This window comes from Sphingomonas hengshuiensis (assembly GCF_000935025.1).
In the GTDB taxonomy this organism is placed as follows: Bacteria; Pseudomonadota; Alphaproteobacteria; order Sphingomonadales; family Sphingomonadaceae; genus Sphingomonas; species Sphingomonas hengshuiensis.
This window is the reverse complement of sequence record NZ_CP010836.1, coordinates 2,814,307-2,832,302: the sequence shown is the minus strand read 5'-3', so window position 1 is coordinate 2,832,302 and position 17,996 is coordinate 2,814,307. Positions and strand designations below refer to the sequence as shown.

17 protein-coding genes and 1 tRNA gene are annotated in these 17,996 nt (G+C 65.5%); 9 read left to right on the top strand and 9 right to left on the bottom strand.

Translation table 11 applies throughout. The features are described from left to right. Positions 1–41: 41 nt before the first annotated feature. The 4 genes from dxs to TS85_RS12470 form a co-directional block, all read right to left on the bottom strand. Positions 42–1,967 carry a 1-deoxy-D-xylulose-5-phosphate synthase gene (gene dxs / locus TS85_RS12485; protein ID WP_044332559.1) on the bottom strand — a complete coding sequence of 642 codons (1,926 nt, stop codon included), beginning with the start codon at positions 1,965–1,967 and terminating at the stop codon, positions 42–44. A gap of 57 nt (positions 1,968–2,024) precedes the next feature. Next, on the bottom strand, positions 2,025–2,501 hold the full coding sequence (locus TS85_RS12480) for a Fur family transcriptional regulator (RefSeq protein ID WP_044332558.1): 477 nt from the start codon (positions 2,499–2,501) through the stop codon (positions 2,025–2,027). A 44-nt stretch (positions 2,502–2,545) separates the two neighbouring features. Beyond that, a complete protein-coding gene (locus tag TS85_RS12475; protein ID WP_077228587.1) occupies positions 2,546–2,947 on the bottom strand; it encodes a MerC domain-containing protein in 402 nt (133 codons plus the stop codon). Positions 2,948–3,197: 250 nt separating this feature from the next. Beyond that, positions 3,198–3,875, bottom strand: coding sequence for an RBBP9/YdeN family alpha/beta hydrolase (locus TS85_RS12470; RefSeq protein WP_044332556.1), 678 nt, complete (start codon positions 3,873–3,875; stop codon positions 3,198–3,200). Positions 3,876–4,017: 142 nt separating this feature from the next. Here TS85_RS12470 and TS85_RS12465 point away from each other — a divergent pair, with 142 nt between their 5' ends. From TS85_RS12465 to TS85_RS12440, 6 genes are all read left to right on the top strand, one after another. Continuing rightward, positions 4,018–4,770, top strand: coding sequence for a TlyA family RNA methyltransferase (locus TS85_RS12465; protein ID WP_044332554.1), 753 nt, complete (start codon positions 4,018–4,020; stop codon positions 4,768–4,770). Positions 4,771–4,865: 95 nt separating this feature from the next. Then, positions 4,866–5,423 (top strand): TspO/MBR family protein, encoded by a 558-nt coding sequence (locus TS85_RS12460; protein WP_044332551.1) that lies wholly within the window; start codon positions 4,866–4,868, stop codon positions 5,421–5,423. Between the two features lie 19 nt (positions 5,424–5,442). After that, positions 5,443–5,718, top strand: a complete 276-nt coding sequence (locus tag TS85_RS12455; RefSeq protein ID WP_044332550.1) for an accessory factor UbiK family protein — start codon at positions 5,443–5,445, stop codon at positions 5,716–5,718. Positions 5,719–5,836: 118 nt separating this feature from the next. Continuing rightward, positions 5,837–6,337, top strand: coding sequence for a type III secretion system chaperone family protein (locus tag TS85_RS12450; RefSeq protein ID WP_173426230.1), 501 nt, complete (start codon positions 5,837–5,839; stop codon positions 6,335–6,337). Next, positions 6,334–7,143: a pyrroline-5-carboxylate reductase family protein gene (locus tag TS85_RS12445; protein ID WP_044332544.1), complete on the top strand. Its 810-nt coding sequence runs from the start codon at positions 6,334–6,336 to the stop codon at positions 7,141–7,143. The genes TS85_RS12450 and TS85_RS12445 overlap by 4 nt, the downstream gene beginning before the upstream one ends. Before the next feature lie 69 nt (positions 7,144–7,212). Next, positions 7,213–7,827, top strand: a complete 615-nt coding sequence (locus TS85_RS12440) for a hemerythrin domain-containing protein (RefSeq protein WP_044332542.1) — start codon at positions 7,213–7,215, stop codon at positions 7,825–7,827. A gap of 53 nt (positions 7,828–7,880) precedes the next feature. On the opposite strand, the gene TS85_RS24700 is transcribed toward TS85_RS12440, so the two are convergent. Both TS85_RS24700 and TS85_RS12430 read right to left on the bottom strand, forming a co-directional pair. Further along, positions 7,881–8,882, bottom strand: coding sequence for an IS30 family transposase (locus tag TS85_RS24700; protein ID WP_077228505.1), 1,002 nt, complete (start codon positions 8,880–8,882; stop codon positions 7,881–7,883). A gap of 189 nt (positions 8,883–9,071) precedes the next feature. Further along, the gene (locus tag TS85_RS12430) at positions 9,072–9,557 is read right to left on the bottom strand and encodes a MarR family transcriptional regulator (RefSeq protein WP_044336226.1); all 486 of its coding nucleotides are present in this window, start codon (positions 9,555–9,557) and stop codon (positions 9,072–9,074) included. Between the two features lie 79 nt (positions 9,558–9,636). Between TS85_RS12430 and TS85_RS12425 the strand changes: the two genes are divergently transcribed. Beyond that, complete coding sequence (locus TS85_RS12425) at positions 9,637–10,734, top strand: branched-chain amino acid aminotransferase (RefSeq protein WP_044332540.1); 1,098 nt, start codon at positions 9,637–9,639, stop codon at positions 10,732–10,734. 23 nt (positions 10,735–10,757) lie between these two features. Beyond that, positions 10,758–10,832: transfer RNA gene (locus tag TS85_RS12420), tRNA-Gln, on the top strand. Positions 10,833–10,869: 37 nt separating this feature from the next. Here the strand turns inward: TS85_RS12420 and TS85_RS25435 are convergent. The 3 genes from TS85_RS25435 to TS85_RS12410 all read right to left on the bottom strand — a co-directional run bounded on the left by TS85_RS25435 (position 10,870) and on the right by TS85_RS12410 (position 15,169). Continuing rightward, complete coding sequence (locus tag TS85_RS25435) at positions 10,870–11,412, bottom strand: hypothetical protein (RefSeq protein WP_155006398.1); 543 nt, start codon at positions 11,410–11,412, stop codon at positions 10,870–10,872. A gap of 17 nt (positions 11,413–11,429) precedes the next feature. Beyond that, positions 11,430–12,272: a ParA family protein gene (locus TS85_RS12415; RefSeq protein ID WP_077228586.1), complete on the bottom strand. Its 843-nt coding sequence runs from the start codon at positions 12,270–12,272 to the stop codon at positions 11,430–11,432. A 224-nt stretch (positions 12,273–12,496) separates the two neighbouring features. Beyond that, positions 12,497–15,169, bottom strand: coding sequence for a TonB-dependent receptor (locus TS85_RS12410; protein WP_052507886.1), 2,673 nt, complete (start codon positions 15,167–15,169; stop codon positions 12,497–12,499). Between the two features lie 363 nt (positions 15,170–15,532). Between TS85_RS12410 and galA the strand changes: the two genes are divergently transcribed. Further along, the gene (galA, locus tag TS85_RS12405; RefSeq protein ID WP_052507885.1) at positions 15,533–17,995 is read left to right on the top strand and encodes a beta-galactosidase GalA; all 2,463 of its coding nucleotides are present in this window, start codon (positions 15,533–15,535) and stop codon (positions 17,993–17,995) included. Position 17,996 lies beyond the last annotated feature (1 nt).

Genomic DNA, 17,996 nt, shown 5'->3' with positions numbered 1-17,996 from the left:
AACTCCCCCAAGCGGGAGCCTCTGCTAATGCGCGGCTTAATTCAAGCCCGCGCCCCGTCCACGACCGCGCTCTCGTTATAGCGCAGCGCCTTCAGCACCGTCGCGACGATCGCGTCGGCGTCGAGCCCGGCATCGGCATATTGCTTCTCGGGCTTGTCCTGGTCCTGGAAGATGTCGGGCAGCCGCAGCGTGCGCAGCTTGAGCCCGCCGTCGATCAGCCCCTGGTCGCTCGCCATGGTCAGCACATGCGCGCCGAGCCCGCCGACCGCATTCTCCTCGATCGTCACGGCGACTTCGTGGCTGGTGAGCAGGCGGCGGATCAGATCCTCGTCGAGCGGCTTGGCGAAGCGCAGATCGGCGACGGTGGTCGACAGCCCCTTGGCCTCCAGCACATCGGCGGCCTTGAGCGCCTCGCCCAGCCGCGTGCCGAGCGACAGGATCGCGACCGACTTGCCCTCGCGCACGATGCGGCCCTTGCCGATCTCCAGCCGCTGCGGGACCTTGGGCAGCGCGACGCCGGTGCCGTTGCCGCGCGGATAGCGCAGCGCGATCGGGCCGCTGTCGTGCATCGCGGCGGTGTGGGTCATATGGACCAGCTCGGCCTCATCCGCCGCCGCCATCACGACGAAATTGGGGAGCGTCGCCAGATAGGTGACGTCGAAGCTGCCCGCATGCGTCGCGCCGTCCGCCCCGACGAGCCCCGCACGGTCGATCGCGAAGCGCACCGGCAGGTTCTGGATCGCGACGTCGTGGACGACCTGGTCATAGGCACGCTGGAGGAAGGTGGAGTAGATCGCGCAGAACGGGCGCATCCCCTGTGCCGCGAGGCCCGCGGCGAAGGTCACGGCATGCTGTTCGGCGATCCCGACGTCGAACGCGCGATCGGGGAATGCCTTGGCAAAGCGATCGATGCCAGTGCCGGAGGGCATGGCGGCGGTGATCGCGACGATCGTCGGGTCGCGCCGGGCCTCCTCGACAAGCTGGTCGCCGAACACGTTCTGATAGGCGGGCGGTCCCGGCGGCGCCTTGTCCTGCGTGCCGGTGATGACGTCGAATTTCTGGACGCCGTGATATTTGTCGGACGCGGCCTCGGCAGGGGCATAGCCCTTGCCCTTCTTGGTCACGACATGGACCAGGATCGGGCCATGTTCGCTGTCGCGGACATTCTCGAGCACCGGGATCAGATGCTCGAGATTATGCCCGTCGATCGGGCCGACATAATAAAAGCCCAGCTCCTCGAACAATGTCCCGCCGGTCGCCATGCCGCGCGCGAATTCCTCGGCGCGCTCGGCGGCGTTGTGCGCGCGCTTCGACAGCTTGCGGATCGCCCGCTTGGCGAGGCTGCGCAGCCCGAGATATTCGGACGAGGACACGACGCGCGCCAGATAGGCCGACAGCCCGCCCACCGGCGGCGCGATCGACATGTCGTTGTCGTTGAGGATCACGACGAGCCGGTTGCCCGCCGCCTCGGCATTGTTCATCGCCTCATAGGCCATGCCCGCGCTCATCGCGCCGTCGCCGATCACGGCGATCGCCTTGCCGGCATTGTCCGACAGCTTGTTGGCGATGGCGAAGCCCAAAGCGGCGGAGATCGACGTCGACGAATGCGCCGCGCCGAACGGGTCGTACTCGCTCTCGCTGCGCTTGGTGAAACCCGAAAGCCCGCCGCCGCTGCGCAGCGTGCGGATGCGATTCCGTCGCCCGGTCAGGATCTTGTGCGGATAGCATTGATGCCCGACGTCCCAGATCAGCCGGTCGGCGGGGGTGTCGAACACATAATGGATCGCCACGGTCAGCTCGACCACGCCGAGCCCCGAGCCGAGATGCCCGCCGGTCGTGCCGACCGCGGAGATCGTCTCGGCGCGCAGCTCATCGGCGAGCTGTCGGAGCTGGGTGGGTTTCAGCGTGCGAAGCGCGGCGGGCGTGTCGACGGTGTCGAGCAGCGGCGTCTGAGGTAGTTCAGCCATCGCTGCGTGTTACCTCAGCCGGACGCGCAAGTCGAACCCTTCGATTGCGGCGGGATTTTACGCTACGGCAGTGTCTTGCGCGCAGGTGCTGCAGGTGCCGCGAACCTCGATCACCGGACGCACCGGCACGAAGCCCGCATCGCGCGCGGCGGTGCGCACGGAGCGGGTGATCGAGTCGTCGTCGATATGCGTGGTCTGCCCGCAGCGGTCGCACACCAGGAAGATGCAGTCGTGGAGGCAATCGGGATGCGCGTTGGCGACATAGGCGTTGGCGCTTTCCACCCGGCGCGCCAGATTAGCACCGACGAACAGGTCGAGAATGCGGTACACGCTGTTCGCGGCGACTCGGCGCCCCTGCGCCTTCGACACCGCGTCGGCGATATCATAGGCTGAGGCCGGCTTGGCAAAGCCCGACAACGCTTCGAACACATGTTCGCGCATCGCGGTCCATTGCTCGCCCGATTTCTCCAGCGTGGCCTGCGCGACGCGGGTCAGTTCGGAGCCGTGATGCTCATGATGGTCGTGCGCATGCATGAAACGAATCTAGGGTGCCGGGGCGCCCACGGCAAGTCGGGCACTCAGAGCGCGGCGCGGCGGTTGAGTTCGTGGCCGAGCGCGACGAGGCTCACGCCGACCAGCGTCCAGAAAATCTCGAACTCGCCATGCGGCAGCGACAGCGCGCCCGCCATGATCCCCAGTCCGAACGATCCGACGATGGCGGGCGCCATCGACCCGTGCAACAGGATGCCGCGACCCAGCGCGAAAATGCCGAAGCCGATCGCCAGTGCCAGCCCGACTTCGTGGATCGCAGGGTTGAGCAGCCCGCCGGCCGAGGAGATCACGGTCAGGAGAACCGTCGTCGCGATGCAATGGACGAGGCACAGTCCGCTGACGGCGATCGCGATCCGATCAAAGCTTGCGTCGACGCTCGCCCAGAAGCGACTGGCCCAAACGCGGCTGAACGAGAGACTCACTGACATGGCCGCCATATAGGCGTGTGTAAGTGAAGGTACAACATATCATCGGCAAAATCGCAAGCAGGGTTCGGCTTGGCTGCGGTGGAGGCGATTTCGAGCGTGCGTTGGCCATTTGCTGGGCGCGGGTAGGCCGGGCGTCGCTCTAGGGGACGCCGCCCGGCCATGCCCGCTACGCCCTATATAGGCGCAATCGCCGGATTATGCATCCGGGTTGCGCCAGTGCGGACGCGCGCTGCGGCAATTGGAGCGCGAATCATGCCCGCGCGCCGAGATAATGGGCCTGTGCCGCATCGGTGGCGTTGATCGCCAGCAGCGAGCGGGTTTCCGCTACGGTCCGCGTGCGCCCGTTGCGGTCCGATGCCGTGTCGAGCACGCGATCGAGCAGCGCCTGGCCGTCCTCCCACCAGCCGATCCCGCTGGCGGCGTTCAGATGCCCCTGCGCGCCGGCATCGACGAAGACGCTGCCCCAGGACGCGGCCATTGCCTGCGCCTTCTCGGTCGCGATCCACGGATCGTCGCTGCTGGCGACGACGATCGAGGGGAAGGGCAGGGGCTTGGACGGCGTCGGGCTGAACCCGTTCAGCTCCGCGCGAACGCCGGGGCGATCGACATCGGCGGGGGCGACGAGCAGCGCGCCCGCGACCGGCGCGCCAAAGGGCTGGCCGGCAAGTTCGGCCCACCACGCGACCGCGAGGCAGCCCAGGCTGTGCGCGACCAACACCACCGGCGCCTGCGCGGCGCGGATCGCCTGGTCGAGCTTGGTCACCCAGCTGTTGCGATGCGGGGTGTTCCACATGCCCAGTTCGACGCGATGGGTGTCGGGGCGTCCCTGTTCCCACAGCGTCTGCCAGTGCGACGGGCCGGAGCCGCCCAGGCCGGGAACCGTCAGGATGAGAGGCGAAGTATCGTCGAGTGGCGAAAAGATCGTCATGTCTTCCGCTCCTTTTGCGGAGGGGTGGCCGGACCCCTGAAGTAATTCCCACTGATCTAGTATGCAATAGGCCTGCGACGGAGCGTGAGCCGGGTGCGGCGGGGCGGTTGCACTCGGCGGGCAAGGCACCGTAAGGGGCGCCATGGCCAAGCAGCGCGCCGATCAGATGCTCGTCGAACGCGGGCTCGCCGAGAGCCGGACGCGCGCGCAGGCGCTGATCATGGCGGGGCTGGTGTTCGCCGGGGACCGCAAGATCGACAAGGCGGGGCAATTGCTTGCCGATGCGACCCCACTCGACGTGCGCGGGCGCGACCATCCCTGGGTATCGCGCGGGGGTATCAAGCTGGCGCATGCGCTCGACCATTTCGGCTGGGACGTGGGCGGCGCGGTCGCGATCGACGTGGGGTCGTCGACGGGGGGCTTTACCGACGTGCTGCTCAGCCGGGGCGCGGCGCGCGTCTATGCGGTGGACAGCGGCACCAACCAGCTCGCGTGGAAGCTGCGCCAGGACCCGCGCGTCATCGTCCACGAACAGACCAGCGCGCGCATCCTGACCGACGCGCATATCCCCGAGCCCATCGACCTGATCGTATGCGACGCCAGCTTCATCGGGCTGGCCAAGGTGCTCGACGTGCCGCTGGGCTTTGCGCGGCCCGGCGCGCGGCTGGCGGCGCTGATCAAGCCGCAGTTCGAGGCGGGGCGCGACGAAGTCGGCAAGGGCGGGGTGGTGCGCGACCCCGAAGTCCATGCGCGGGTGTGCGCCGAAGTCGCGAATTGGGCCGAGGGGCGCGGCTGGCCCGTGCTCGGCATTACCCCGAGCCCGATCACCGGGCCCGAGGGCAATATCGAGTTCCTGTTGGCGGCTGTGCGCGGGGGTGGATCGGAATCGGCGTGAGCGTCGCTGTTTCCGTCTGCGAATTGTTTATATTAGAGTAGCGTAACATTCGGGGTAGCAGGCTAGCGTAGCAGGCCGAACAAGGAGGAATGGGGTTGAGGGAAATCGCATCCAGGGGCCAGTTGCGGCTCGCCTATCTGCGCTGGGCCGTGGTTACCGTCCCGTTCATCCTGCTGCTGGGGTTCACATCCGCGCGGCTGGCGCCGAGCGGGTCCGAAAATGCCTGGTACATGGCACTCGCCAAACCGGCGATCATGCCACCCAACTGGGCGTTCCCGGTCGCTTGGAGCGTGCTCTATGTGCTGATGGGGCTGGCGCTGGCGATGGTCATCAACGCACGCGGATCGCGGCTGCGCGCGCCGGCGCTGATCGTGTTCGCGTTGCAGATGGTAGCGAACCTCGCCTGGTCGCCGGTGTTCTTCGGGCTGCATCAGGTGCGGCCGGCGCTGGCCATCATCGCCGCGATGGCCGTGCTGACGATCGCGACGATCGCGATGTTCGCGCGCGTGCGCACCGGCGCGGCGGTGCTGTTGCTTCCCTATCTGGCCTGGATCGGCTTTGCCGGCTATTTGTTGTATCAGGTCGACGTCCTAAATCCCGATGCTGGAAGCCTTGTACCGGCGCGCTCGGTTGACCAAATTCAGATCCGTTGATTCGATTGGGAATTTCAAAATGCAGACCGATAACCGCCTGTTCGACGATTTCGTGAAGTTCGTGAACGGCGCCGCAGGCACCGTCGCCGGCATGGCGCGTGAGACCGAGGCTTCGGCGCGCGAGCGGGCGCGCGAATGGATCGGCGGGCTCGATTTCGTGGCGCGCGATGAGTTCGAGGCCGTCAAGGCCATGGCCGCCGCCGCGCGGGATGAAGCGGACGCGCTCAAGGCGCGGCTCGCCGCGATCGAGGCGCAGCTTGCAGCGACGGCGACGACGCAGCAGGGCGACGCTTGAGCACCGTAAACGGCTTGTCCACAGGTTTTCGACAGGGTTGCGAGCCGGTGGCTTGTGCCCCGCGGACCCGATTGGCAGGATTCGGGCCAGCCAATCCCGGCAACCTTCGGAGGTGACGATGCTCGACGAAGCGGAATTCGACCGCGACGACGCCGCCCCCATCGACATGCTCGAAACCTATTTCGCGGCGCATGGCTGGACCCATGAGCGCGAAGATGACGAAATTGTCGCAAAGGTGAAGGGCAGCTGGACCGAATATGAGCTGCGCGCGATCTGGCGCGAGGATGACGGGGTGCTCCAGTTCCTGGGCTTCCCCGACATCCGCGTCCCCGACGAGCGCCGCGCGGCGCTGTACGAGACGATCGGGCTGGTCAACGAACAGCTGTGGATCGGCCATTTCGAACTGTGGTCGGCCAGCGGCATTCTGTTGTTCCGCCACGCCGCGATGATCGACGGCGGCGAGGGCACGCTGACGCTGGCGCAAGCCGAACTGCTGGTCGAAAGCGCGATCGACGAGTGCGAGCGCTTCTACCCGGTGTTTCAGTTCGTGCTGTGGGGCGGCAAGACGCCCGCGGACGCGATTGCGTCCTCGCTGATCGAAACGCAGGGCGAGGCATGAGCGAAGCGATAGCGGCCGGCATCTGGCTGGTCGGATGCGGCAATATGGGCGGGGCGATGCTGCGCCGCTGGACCGAAAGCGGCGTCGACCCCGCGCGGGTCGTGGTGCTCGATCCGGGGACGCCCAGCGTACCTGCGGGCGTCCGCGTGATGGCATCGCCGCCGCCGGGCGAACTGCCCGGGATCGTGGTGCTGGCGATCAAGCCGCAGCAGCTTGGCGCATTCGCCGATGCGGTCGGCGACCGATTGGCGGGCGTGCCGCTGCTCGTGTCGATCCTGGCCGGAGTCGAGGAAGCAGTGTTGGCCGAGCGCTTCGCGCCGCGGGCAGTGGTCCGCGCGATGCCCAATCTTTCGGTGGCGATCGGCAAGGGCGTGGTTGCGCTCCACAGCGACACGCCCGACGCAGCATTGCGCGACGCCGCCGAGCGGCTGATGGCGCCGCTGGGGCTGGTCGAATGGATCGCCGACGAGCCGCTGTTCGACGCAGTGACGGCGCTGTCCGGCTGTGGCCCCGGCTTCGTCTATCGCTTCATCGACGCGATGGCAGAGGCGGGCGCGGCGCTCGGACTGCCGATCGACCAGGCGCGGCGGCTGGCGCTGGCGACGGTCGAGGGATCGGGGCTGCTCGCGGCACAGGCCGATGCGCCCCCCGCAGTGCTGGCGGACCGTGTCGCAAGTCCGGGAGGGTCTACGCGCGAGGGGCTCAACGTCCTCGATCGTGACGACGCGCTGGTGCGGCTGATGCGCGATACGCTGGCGGCATCGGCACGGCGCAACGCCGAGATGGCAGCCGAAGCCCGCAAATAATCCGGCGCTCGGAACGCCACCGTTTCCAATGGGTTGTGCAGGAAACACTCGCAACCATCGGAGGCGGACATGGCAAGCAGCACGGCGACGCGCGACAATAAGGGACGGTTCAAGGCAACCACCGGCGAGTCCGGCAAGAGCGGCGGCGGCTTCGGTGTAATCGCCGGCGCGGCGGCAGGCGGCGCGGCGCTCGGGCTGCTCGCGCTGCTGGGGCGCAAGGCTGCCGTGCAGGCGCCCACTGCCTTTGCGGGCAATTGGGACGAGGCGCTGGTCGTCGAGCATCAGGCGACGCTGAAGGTATTCGACGCGATCGAGGCGACCGACGAGTCCGCCACGATCCGCCGCAACCTCCTGCTCTCCCACCTCAAGCACGCGCTGATGAAGCACGCGGTCGAGGAAGAGAATGTCATCTACCCCGCGCTCCGCGAAATCGGCCAGCAGGACGCAGCCGATTCGCTCAACAAGGACCATGGCTATGTGAAGCAGTATCTCTACGAGTTGGAGAACATGCCCACCGCATCGCCCGAATGGATCGCCAAGGTGCGCAAATTCCGCACCGACATCGAGGCGCATATGCAGGAGGAAGAGCTGACGCTCTTCCCGATGCTCCGCTCGCAGCTGAGCGACGAGAAGAACAAGGCGCTGACGATGACCATGAACAAGGAAGGCTTCAAGGTCGCGTGAAGCGGCGGACAACCACAAAACGGGGTCATCCCAGCGAAGGCTGGGATGTGGACTCACGGTTGAAGTGCACCGGTTGAGATTTTGGAGAATGCCTCGGCGGGTGTGAGGAAGCCAAGGCATTTTCTGGGGATGTTGTTGAGCCGGTCGGCACAGGCACGGAGTTGTCTGTGGCTGACGGTGTCGAGGTCGGTTTTGCGAGGCAGGCTTCGGCGCAGTCGGCCGATGGTGTTTTCGACACCGCCCTTTTGCCATGGGGCTCGGACATCGCAGAAGAAGGTCTGGATGCCGAGGCTGTCGTGAAGGCGGTGATGTTCGGCGAACTCGGTGCCGTTGTCGAAGCTGATGGTCCTGCGCAGATCCTGGGGGATATGGCGCAGTCTGCGGGTGATCCGGCGTGCGGTCAGCTCGGCTCTGCGGTGGGGTGGCTTGTCGAGGATGGTGTAGCGTGTGTGGCGCTCGTGCAGGACGAGGACATTGTGCCCATATCGGGCGAACAGCATATAGTCGGCTTCCCAATGGCCCGGCTGTGCGCGATCCCGGGCTTCGAGGGGGCGTTCGCCGATCGGCCTGCGCTGTTTGATGAAGCTGGCCGGGCTTCCGCCCTGGCGGCCATAGCGGCCGCGCCTTGCCTTGCAGCGGGGCAGAAGGCGGTGCCAGTAGTCCTTCTGGGCCGAGCGATGATAGACGTATCGATAGATTGACTCGTGGCTGACCATGGTGCGACCGTGCTCAAGCGCCAGTCGGCCGGCGATCTGTTCGGGAGAGCATCCCATCGCAAGGCCGTTCTTCACGATATCTCGCAGGTCCGGCTGGCGCGCCAGCTTGAAACGGCAGTCCCATCGTCGTCGTCTGATCGCGAGCCTATGGGCACGCCCGGGCGCATAGCCGCCGGGCCAGACCTTGGTCGGCTTGCTATTGCGCCTGAGTTCCCGACCGACCGTCGTGTGATCACGCCCGATCGCGGTGGCAATCTGTCGGCAAGATATACCGCCTTCATGAAGGCGGTATATCTCGATCCGCTCGTCGAGGCTGAGTTGCCTGTAATGTCGTCCCATCGCGCAATCACCTTAGCAGGTGGTGCACTTGTTCCGTGAGTCCGGGGGATCCATTCAGCCACTCCGCTCGACCCAAAAGCCGCCACCGAGCACCGAATGGATCCTGACTTTCGTCAGGATGACGCGGTTTCCTAAACGCGGTTCTACCGCCTGATCCTCGGCGCGCCGGCCGGCCCCGGGTGGGGCCGGTCAGCGCCCGAGTGCGGCGATCCGCGCGCGCTCTTCCTCGGGCACCAGTCCCTCCAGCACCGCCCAGAAGCCCCCGACCGCGCCCGGATCGGCGCTCGAATAGGCCGCCGACATCTTCTCGCGCAGTGCCTCGAACAGCTTGGCCTCGAGCGCTGCCCCGGCGGGGGTCAGGCGGAGCAGGCGCTGGCGGCGATCACGGTCGCCGGTCCGGGTCTCGACCAGTTCGCGCTCGGTCAGGTCGCCCAGCACCCGGCCCAGCGATTGTTTGGTGATCGCCAGCAGCGCGAGCAAGTCGCTGACGGTGAGGTCCGGCTTGCGCGCGACGAAATACAGCGCGCGGTGGTGCGCGCGCCCCAGCCCCTGCGCCGCCAACCCCGCATCGATCGAGCGTGTCAGGTTCGAATAGCCGAAATACAGCAATTCGACGCCGCGGCGAATCTCTGGCTCGCGAAGGAAGAGCGGAGAAGCAGGAATTGGGGCAGCCATGTTGACCATCTTTGCCATGCGCCCTAGTCCGTCGCAACCCGGTCGGTACGCATCCGCCGGGGAAGGCGGAAGGCGAGAGATGGAAGACACCACGATCCTGGATTTCGAGTTCGAAGCGCATCCCAACCCGGTCGGCGCCGCCGATCGCACCGCGCTCCTCGCCGATCTTGGCTTCGGCAAGGTGTTTACCGATCATATGGTGGTGATACGCTATACCGCCGATCGCGGCTGGCACGATGCGCGCGTCCAGCCGCGCGGCCCGATCCAGCTCGATCCGGCCTGTGCGGTGCTGCACTATGCGCAGGAGATTTTCGAGGGGCTGAAGGCCTATCGCCTGCCCGATGGCGGCGCCGCGCTGTTCCGCGCTGAGGCCAATGCCCGCCGCTTCGCCGAGTCGGCTGAACGCATGGCGATGCCGCCGATCCCGGACGCGCTGTTCCTCGAATCGATCCGCGCGCTGGTGCGCGCCGATCGCGACTGGATTCCCGACGGCGAGGGTTCGTCGCTGTACCTGCGCCCGTTCATGTTCGCGAGCGAGACGTTCCTGGGGGTGCGGCCCGCGCAGGAATATCTGTACATGGTGATCGCATCGCCCGCCGGCGCCTATTTCAAGGGCGGCGCACCGTCGGTGACGTTGTGGACGTCGGAACATTACACTCGCGCCGCGCGCGGCGGGACGGGCGCGGCGAAGTGCGGCGGCAACTATGCCGCCAGCCTGATCGCGCAGGCCGAGGCGATCCGCGAAGGATGCGACCAGGTGGTGTTCCTCGACGCGGTCGAGAATCGCTATGTCGAGGAACTGGGCGGCATGAACGTCTTCTTCGCATTCGAAGACGGCAGCCTCCAGACCCCGCCGCTGGGCGGCACGATCCTGCCCGGCATCACCCGCGAATCGCTGATCCGGCTGGCGCGCGACGCAGGGGTGACGGTGCGCGAGGAGCCCTACGGCATCGACCAGTGGCAGGCCGACGCCGCCAGCGGCCGGCTGCGCGAGGCGTTCGCGTGCGGCACCGCGGCGGTGGTCACGCCGATCGGCCGGGTGCGCGGGCGCGGCTTCGATTTTTCGATCGGGAATGGCGGGCCGGGGATGCTGACCGAACGCCTCCGCCAGCAGCTAACCGAGATACAGCGCGGTGTTGCACCCGATCCGCACGGGTGGGTTGAACGGCTCTTCTAAGGCCGTATAAGCCCGCTTCCCGTTGGGGCGTCGCCAAGTGGTAAGGCAGCGGCTTTTGATGCCGCCATTCGCAGGTTCGAATCCTGCCGCCCCAGCCAGGGACATGGGCCTATTTCAGCGAACGCGCGTTGCCCATCAGTCCGGTTTAACGATCAGATCGCTCCAGCGCTGCAAGGACGATTCGCCATTGCCGCTTCGATCGGCCTCCCTGAGCAGATTTGCTCGCGAATCGCGTGGTACATCGAGCAGGTGCCTCAGGAGCGTCCTCAACAGCGTTTGACGCGCGGGAATCGATTTCGAAAGCTGAACTCCCATCTGCTGCGCGAACATGCGAGCGGATGATCCGCTTTCAAGTATCTCCCGGCTTTGAAAACGCATAGCAAACGAACTTAACGCTTCCCTCTCTTCTCCTTCAAGGTCGCCGAGTAGATCGTCAATTTCGAGGTGCGGAAGCGGCTCAGAAGCGTTTCTAGCCTTGGGAGGTTGGTTCGAGGCGGGAGGCGGGGGAAGACGCCGTGGCCCGGCTTTTTGCGCTGCGCCTTTTCCTGCCAAGATGCGCGCCGTTCGGGCCGCACCCATAGCGTTGGCAAACAGCTCGCCTGACATCAGCAATTCGCTTGCTCGATCAAATTCTCGATCGCTGTATCGCTCGCTCAGCGCAATGAGTTCGCGGGCCAATTTCTCGGCTTTAGAGGTCATAATCCAATTTGCCCTCCGAAGGCATTACAGAAGGCGCTGACCTTAGCAGACACATTCGATCGCGCGTATGATGTCCAGAAAATTGGCTTGCCCTCACGCGCGCCCTTGGGGAACGACCGGGAGAAAGGCATCTCCTCGTCAAAAACGTGCCAACCAAACGCGGCTGACAAAGCACGAACCTCGGTCTTCGACTGATTCTCCTCAGGTGCATAGTCGGCACACATGTTGAAGCAAATGCCCGAAACCCCGACCGCCTTTCGATAGGACCGCTCGAAATCGGTGAGGGATTGGCGGATCAGGGGCAAGCCGATGGTTGATAGGAACTCCGGCTTGACCGGGATTAGTATATTGTCGGCCGTCAGATAAGCTGCCGTGGTGAGAACCGATTCCGTAGGCGCACAATCGACGAGGATTAGATCGTAGCTGTCCTCGATGTCAGCCACAAAGTTTGAAAGCAGATGCTCCTTCTGGCTGGGATTTTTAAGCGTGAAGCTCAATTCGAGTTGAGACGGAATCATGTCGACATATCCGCCACCGTTAAAATTAATGATGCGCTGGACTGAATCCGTGAGGCTACGATTTGCTGCACGCAAGCCGGGTGCACGCGACTGCTGCTCGAAAATGTCCCATACCGTAGGGGCGCACGCCGCCATAACGTCGGTCTGATAACGGCTAACACCCAAAATGTACTGGCTCGCGTTGAACTGTGGGTCGAGATCAATAACAAGGACACGGCGAGTCCAATTTCGCATGCCAGCGAAATGCCAGGCGAGATTGGCGCATAGGGTACTTTTGCCGACGCCACCCTTCATGTTGATAATCGCTATCTTGGTAGCCAAGGTGCCCTCCCCATTTGCGCCTGAGCTGGCGCTGGCTCCTGACTATTGCAGTGGCGACCGTGCTGTCTAGTGCGGCCTTGGATCACAACGGATGAAGTAGCGTTGTCTTCGAGAAGCAAAATATCAACTCGCCCGACCGCAATTCGCCGAATACCACAACGCCGGCCGATCCCGTGGGACCGACCGGCGTTTTGCGTTGGTAGCCGGGGCCGGAGCCCCGTCGTTCAGAAGGTGACCGCGACGCCGGCGAAGATCCTGCGGTCCTCGCGCGCGCTGTACAGCAGGCGGTTGCGGTTCTGGAGATATTGCAGCTCGCCCTCCTTGGTCAGGTTGATCGCCTCGAGCGTCATCCGCAGGTTCTTGGACAGGTTGACCTGTGCCGAGAAGTCGAGCTGGCCGCGTCCCGCCATGTACGAACTGCCGCCCGCCGCAGCGCTGCCCTGGCCCTGGAGGTAGGAATTGCGGTGGATATAGGCGAGGCGCAGCGACATCAGCTTGTCCTCGTAATAGCCGATCAGGTTGTAGCTGTGCTTCGACAGCCCCGGCAGCGGCAGCCTCTTCTGGGTCTCCTCGTCGATCAGCGGGGTTTCGCTGTCGACATAGGTGTAGTTCGCCTGGACCCCGAGATTGTCGAACGGCGCCGGCAGGAAGCGCAGCGATTGCTGGAAGGCGACTTCGAACCCCTTGATCTTGCCGGCACGGCCATTGACCGGCTGGGTGATCTGGAAGGTGCCATAGGTTTCGGAGACGCCGGGGATGAACTCCTCCTGCGTCAGGTTGATCGTGAACGAATCGACGTTCTTGTAGAACACCGCACCGGTCAGCGCGCTGGCGGGGGCGAAATACCATTCGAGCGTCGCGTCGAACTGCGTCGCCTCATAGGGACGCAGGTTGGGGTTGCCGCGGTTGCCGGTGCGCGAGACGAGCAGCGGGACGAAGCTGACCGCGACATCGGCGAGGCTGGGTCGCGCCACGACCTTGGCGGCGGCGGCGCGGAAGGTCAGGTCGTCGCGGATCGCGAGCGACAGGTTGGCGCTGGGCAGCCAATAGTCGAAGGTCGGCTTGGTCGCGGTCGGCTGGGTATCCGAGAGATAGCCCGCCGACAGCCGCTCCTGGCTGACATAGCGCACGCCGGCATTGCCGGTCAGCGGCATCGACCCGATCGTCGTGTCGATATTGCCCTTGATGTAGAAGGCCAGCGTGTCCTGCGTCACGTCCTTGATCGACACTCGCCCCAGCGGGATGGTGTCGGCGGCGGGCGTCGGCAGGTTGAAGGCGTCGCGTGCGACCCCCGAATTGAGCGAGCCGTCCAGCAACTCGCGCTGGAAATTGCCGTCCTGGCCGGGAAAATAGGAGATGGTGCCCGAGTAGTTCACTCCCGGAAGCTCGTTGATGGTGATGATGCCATCGCCATTCTTGTCGCCCAGCGCCAGCAGCCCGGCGACGCCGGGAATGTTCTGGGGCGCTTCCGAATACAGGCTCAGATGCTCGAAGCGCGACCCGACTTCGACCGACGACAGCGGGCCGAAATTGGTGTGGATCTTGAAATCCATGCGCGCGTCATAGCCGTCATTGTCGGTCATGATCGCGCCGTCGAAGATCGAGGTCAGCCGATATTGCGACGGGTCCAGCGTGTTGAAGTTGGTCGCCAGCGAGATGTCCGGCACCGCGTTGCCGGTCAGGAAGTCGAAGCTGGCGTCCGCGACATTGCCATTCTTCTGCACCACGACATAGGTCATCGAGCTGCCATTGGCGGGCTCCGAACTGGCCTTGCTGTACGACGCATCGACCGCGACTTCGACGATCTCGCTCTTGTACGACGTCGAGAAGCCGAGGTTGGTGGATTCGAGCAGCGTCGGCGCGTCGTAGATGAGCGGGCGCACGGTGACGTTGTTCAGCGTCCCCTTGACCATGCTGCCGCTGCTGTCGATGACCGCGCCGACATCGTTGTCGTTGAGCAGGATCTGGTTGTTGATCCCGACGCGTTCGATGTCGAGGCGCGAATAGGTGCCGTCGAGGATAATTTCCCAGCGATCGTCGGGGCGGAACTGTGCCGACCCCTGTGCGGTCAGGCGACGCTGCTCGCGCTTGTCGACCTTCTGCATCAGGCGGTTAGGCCGGTAGAGTCCGGTGTCGGCGGTCCCATCGCCATTGCCGTCGATCCCGTTCGTCCGCGTCCAGCCGCCGGTATCGAATGCATAGGCCTGGGTCTTGATGTCGGAATAGGCGACGGTGCCGAGGATGCCGAAACTGTCGCTGAAGGTCTTCGAGATCAGCGCCGATCCGCGATAGCCCATTTTGTCGGCCTGATCGGTATAGACGCCCTGGAGGCGACCGCTCGCGACGAAATCGCCGAGTTCCAGCGGGCGCTTCGTCTTGAGGTTGACGGTGGCGCCGAGCGCGCCTTCGGGCATGTCGGCGGTCGGAGTCTTGCTCACGACGATGGTCGAGATGATCTCGGGGCTCAGCGATTCCAGCGAGGCGCCGCCGCCGCTGCTCGGGCCGAGGAACGAGCGGCCGTTGATCTCGAGCCGGTTCTGCGAAATGCCGCGCACGGTGAAGTTCGAGCCGTCGCCTTCGCTGCGCGTGATCTGGACGCCGGTGATGCGGCTCATCGATTCGGCGACATTCTGGTCGGGCAGCTTGCCGATGTCCTGCGCCGAGATGACGTCGACGATGTTGCCCGCGGCGCGCTTCGCGTTGATCGCGTCCTGGAGCGAGCGGCGGATGCCGGTGACGACGATTGCGTCAGCGCTGTCATCCTGGGCCGAAGCTTCGCCGGGCGTTGCAGCCGGATCGGGTTCCGCGGTCTGCGCGAAGGCGGCGGGAGCGAGCAAAATGGTCAGCGCGGCAAGTGCCGCCGTGCTCGACAGGTGCGCGCGAAAACGAATATTCATGTGTTGTAACCTCCCCATTATTCTTTGATCGCCATAGGGTCCCGCAAGGGACGGTATCCGGGATCGTGTGTGGCGGGACTGCATGCGGACAGGGAGCCAAGCGGCGCGAACGCTCTCGCGGCGAAGTCGACTGTCCAAGCGTGAAGTGGCCCTTACCTCCATCCCCAATGTCTCCCTGCTCTTTCGGCGGGTCGGGTGCGGCAATGCCAGATGCACCCCCGCTGAAGAGCCCCTACTTTCGTACTACGACCGACAACTATCTGCGGCGGAACCCGAATCTCGTGTACCAACGCCGCCTTCGATCGCGCGCGGATCGAACATCCGCGCGACGATCGGCGCAGGGGACAAGAACAGGAGAGGCGAATGGATGTGACGCGACGCACGTTGATGGCCGGTGCCGCAGGCGCTGTCGCGTCGCCGGCAATGGCATCGTGGCAAGGCGCAAGCGCCGCGCGCAGCGAAGAGCCGCTGCTCGACGGATTGATGCCGCTGGACGCGCTTCCCGATCCGCTCGAGGTGGAAGAGCCCGGTTGCATCCGCGTCGGCACGGGCTGGCGCTTTCACGAGGGCGACAGTGCGATGGCGTCGCTGCGCACGCACGACGAGACCTATCTCGCGGCAAAGGCGGGCGCGGCGCGGGGCGCGGCGGCAATCGACTATGACGACAGCGCATGGCCGGTCGTCGACCTGCCCCACGACTGGGCGATCCGCCAGCCGTTCGACCGCAACGCTAATGTCGATCAGGGGTATAAGCCCCGCGGGATCGGCTGGTATCGGCGGAGCTTCACGCTCGACGACGGCGACCGGGGCAGGAAGCTGGAACTGCGCTTCGGTGGGATCGCGACGCACGCCACGATCTGGGTCAACGGCAGCGTCGTGGCGCGGAACTGGTCGGGCTATAATGCGATCGCCGTCGATATCACGCCGTTCGCGCGGTTCGGCCCCGATGAGCCCAATATCGTCGCGGTGCGCGTCGATGCCGAGGCGATGGAGGGGTGGTGGTACGAAGGCGCCGGCCTCTATCGCCACGTCACGCTGGCGAAGCGCCCGGCGGTGTCGATCCTCACCGACGGCGTGCATTGCGACCCGCGCCACGACGGCGATGACCGCTGGCGCGTGCCCGTCACCGCGACGCTGGAGAATATCGGCGACGCTTCGCAGCGCGTAACCGTGGCGGCGGTGCTGCGCGATCCGGAGGGGCGCGAAGTCGCCCGCGGCGAGCGATCGGGCGCGATCGGGCCGCTGGCGCGCGCCGAACTGGCACTGACGCTCTCACTGCGCGCGCCCGCCCGCTGGTCGCCCGAGCACCCGACGCTGTACCGGCTGGAGGTGACCGCCACGAGCAGCGCCGGGGTCGATACGCGGCGGATCGCAATCGGATTCCGCACGATCCGGTTCGACGCGGAACGAGGGTTCTTCCTCAACGAGCAGCCGGTCAAGCTGAAGGGCGTGTGCCTGCACCAGGATCATGCCGGGGTCGGGACGGCGGTGCCGGATTCGCTGCTCGAATGGCGGTTGCGCCGGATGAAGGATGTCGGGGTCAACGCGATCCGCTGTACGCATAATGCGCAGGCCGACGCCTTCTACGCGCTCTGCGACCGGATGGGCTTTCTCGTGATGGACGAGAACCGGCAGTTCAATCCGGCGCCCGACCACCTTGCCGAGCTGGAATGGCTGGTGCGCGCGCATCGCAACCATCCGAGCATCATCCTGTGGTCGGTGTTCAACGAAGAACCGATGCAGGGGACGCGGGCGGGGCGGGAGATGGTGCGGCGGATGGCTGCGGCTGTCCGGATGCTCGACGACAGCCGTCCGATTACCGCTGCGATGAACGGCGGGCTCTACGCGCCGGAAAATGTGTCGCAGGCGATCGACGTGATGGGGTTCAATTACCAGACCGGCGAATATGACAAGTTCCACGCCAGCAATCCGCGGCTGCCCAGCACGAGTTCGGAAGATACCAGCGCCTTCATGACCCGCGGCGCCTATCGCACCGATCGCGCGGCGCATGTGATGAGTTCGATGGACGACGAGGCCGCCGACTGGGGCGCGACGCACCGCAACGCATGGGCGATGATTGCCGAGCGGCCCTATCTGGCGGGCGGGTTCGTGTGGACCGGGTTCGATTATCATGGCGAGCCGACGCCGTTCGAATGGCCGACGATCTCGAGCTTTTTCGGAATCCTCGATCTCTGCGGCTTCGCCAAGACCGCCTATGACATCCGCCGCGCGCAATGGATCGATCACCGTCCGGTGATCGGTATCGCGCCGCACTGGACCTGGCCGGGACGCAACGGGGAAATGCTCGACATCCTCGTGACGTCGAACGTCGAACGGGTGCGGCTGATGCTCAACGGGACGCTGGTGGGCGAGCAGGCGTGTGATCGGGTGCGCGGCTGTGCGTTCAAGCTTGCCTATGCGCCCGGCGAGATTACCGCGATCGGGCTGCGCGGCGGCAGCGAAGTGGTCCGCACCGCGCATCGCACCGCCGGGCCGCCGGTGGCGCTGCGGCTGTTGCCCGCGCGCATGGTGATGCGGGCGGACGGCGAGGACCTGATCCCCGTCACGATCCACGCCGTCGACGCCGCCGGGCGGCATGTGCCGATTGCGCAGCATGCCGTGACGCTGCGGATCGCGGGGGGCGCGATCGCCGGCTTGGGCAATGGCGACCCCAACAGCCACGAGCCGGCGCAGGGCGACCGGCGCTCGTTGTTCAACGGGCTTGCCCAGGCGCTGGTGCGGGCCGGTCCTGGGGGCAAGCGGCTTGTCCTGACTGCCAGCGCCTCCGGGCTCGCCGATGGCAACACCGCGATCCGGCTGGTCTGAG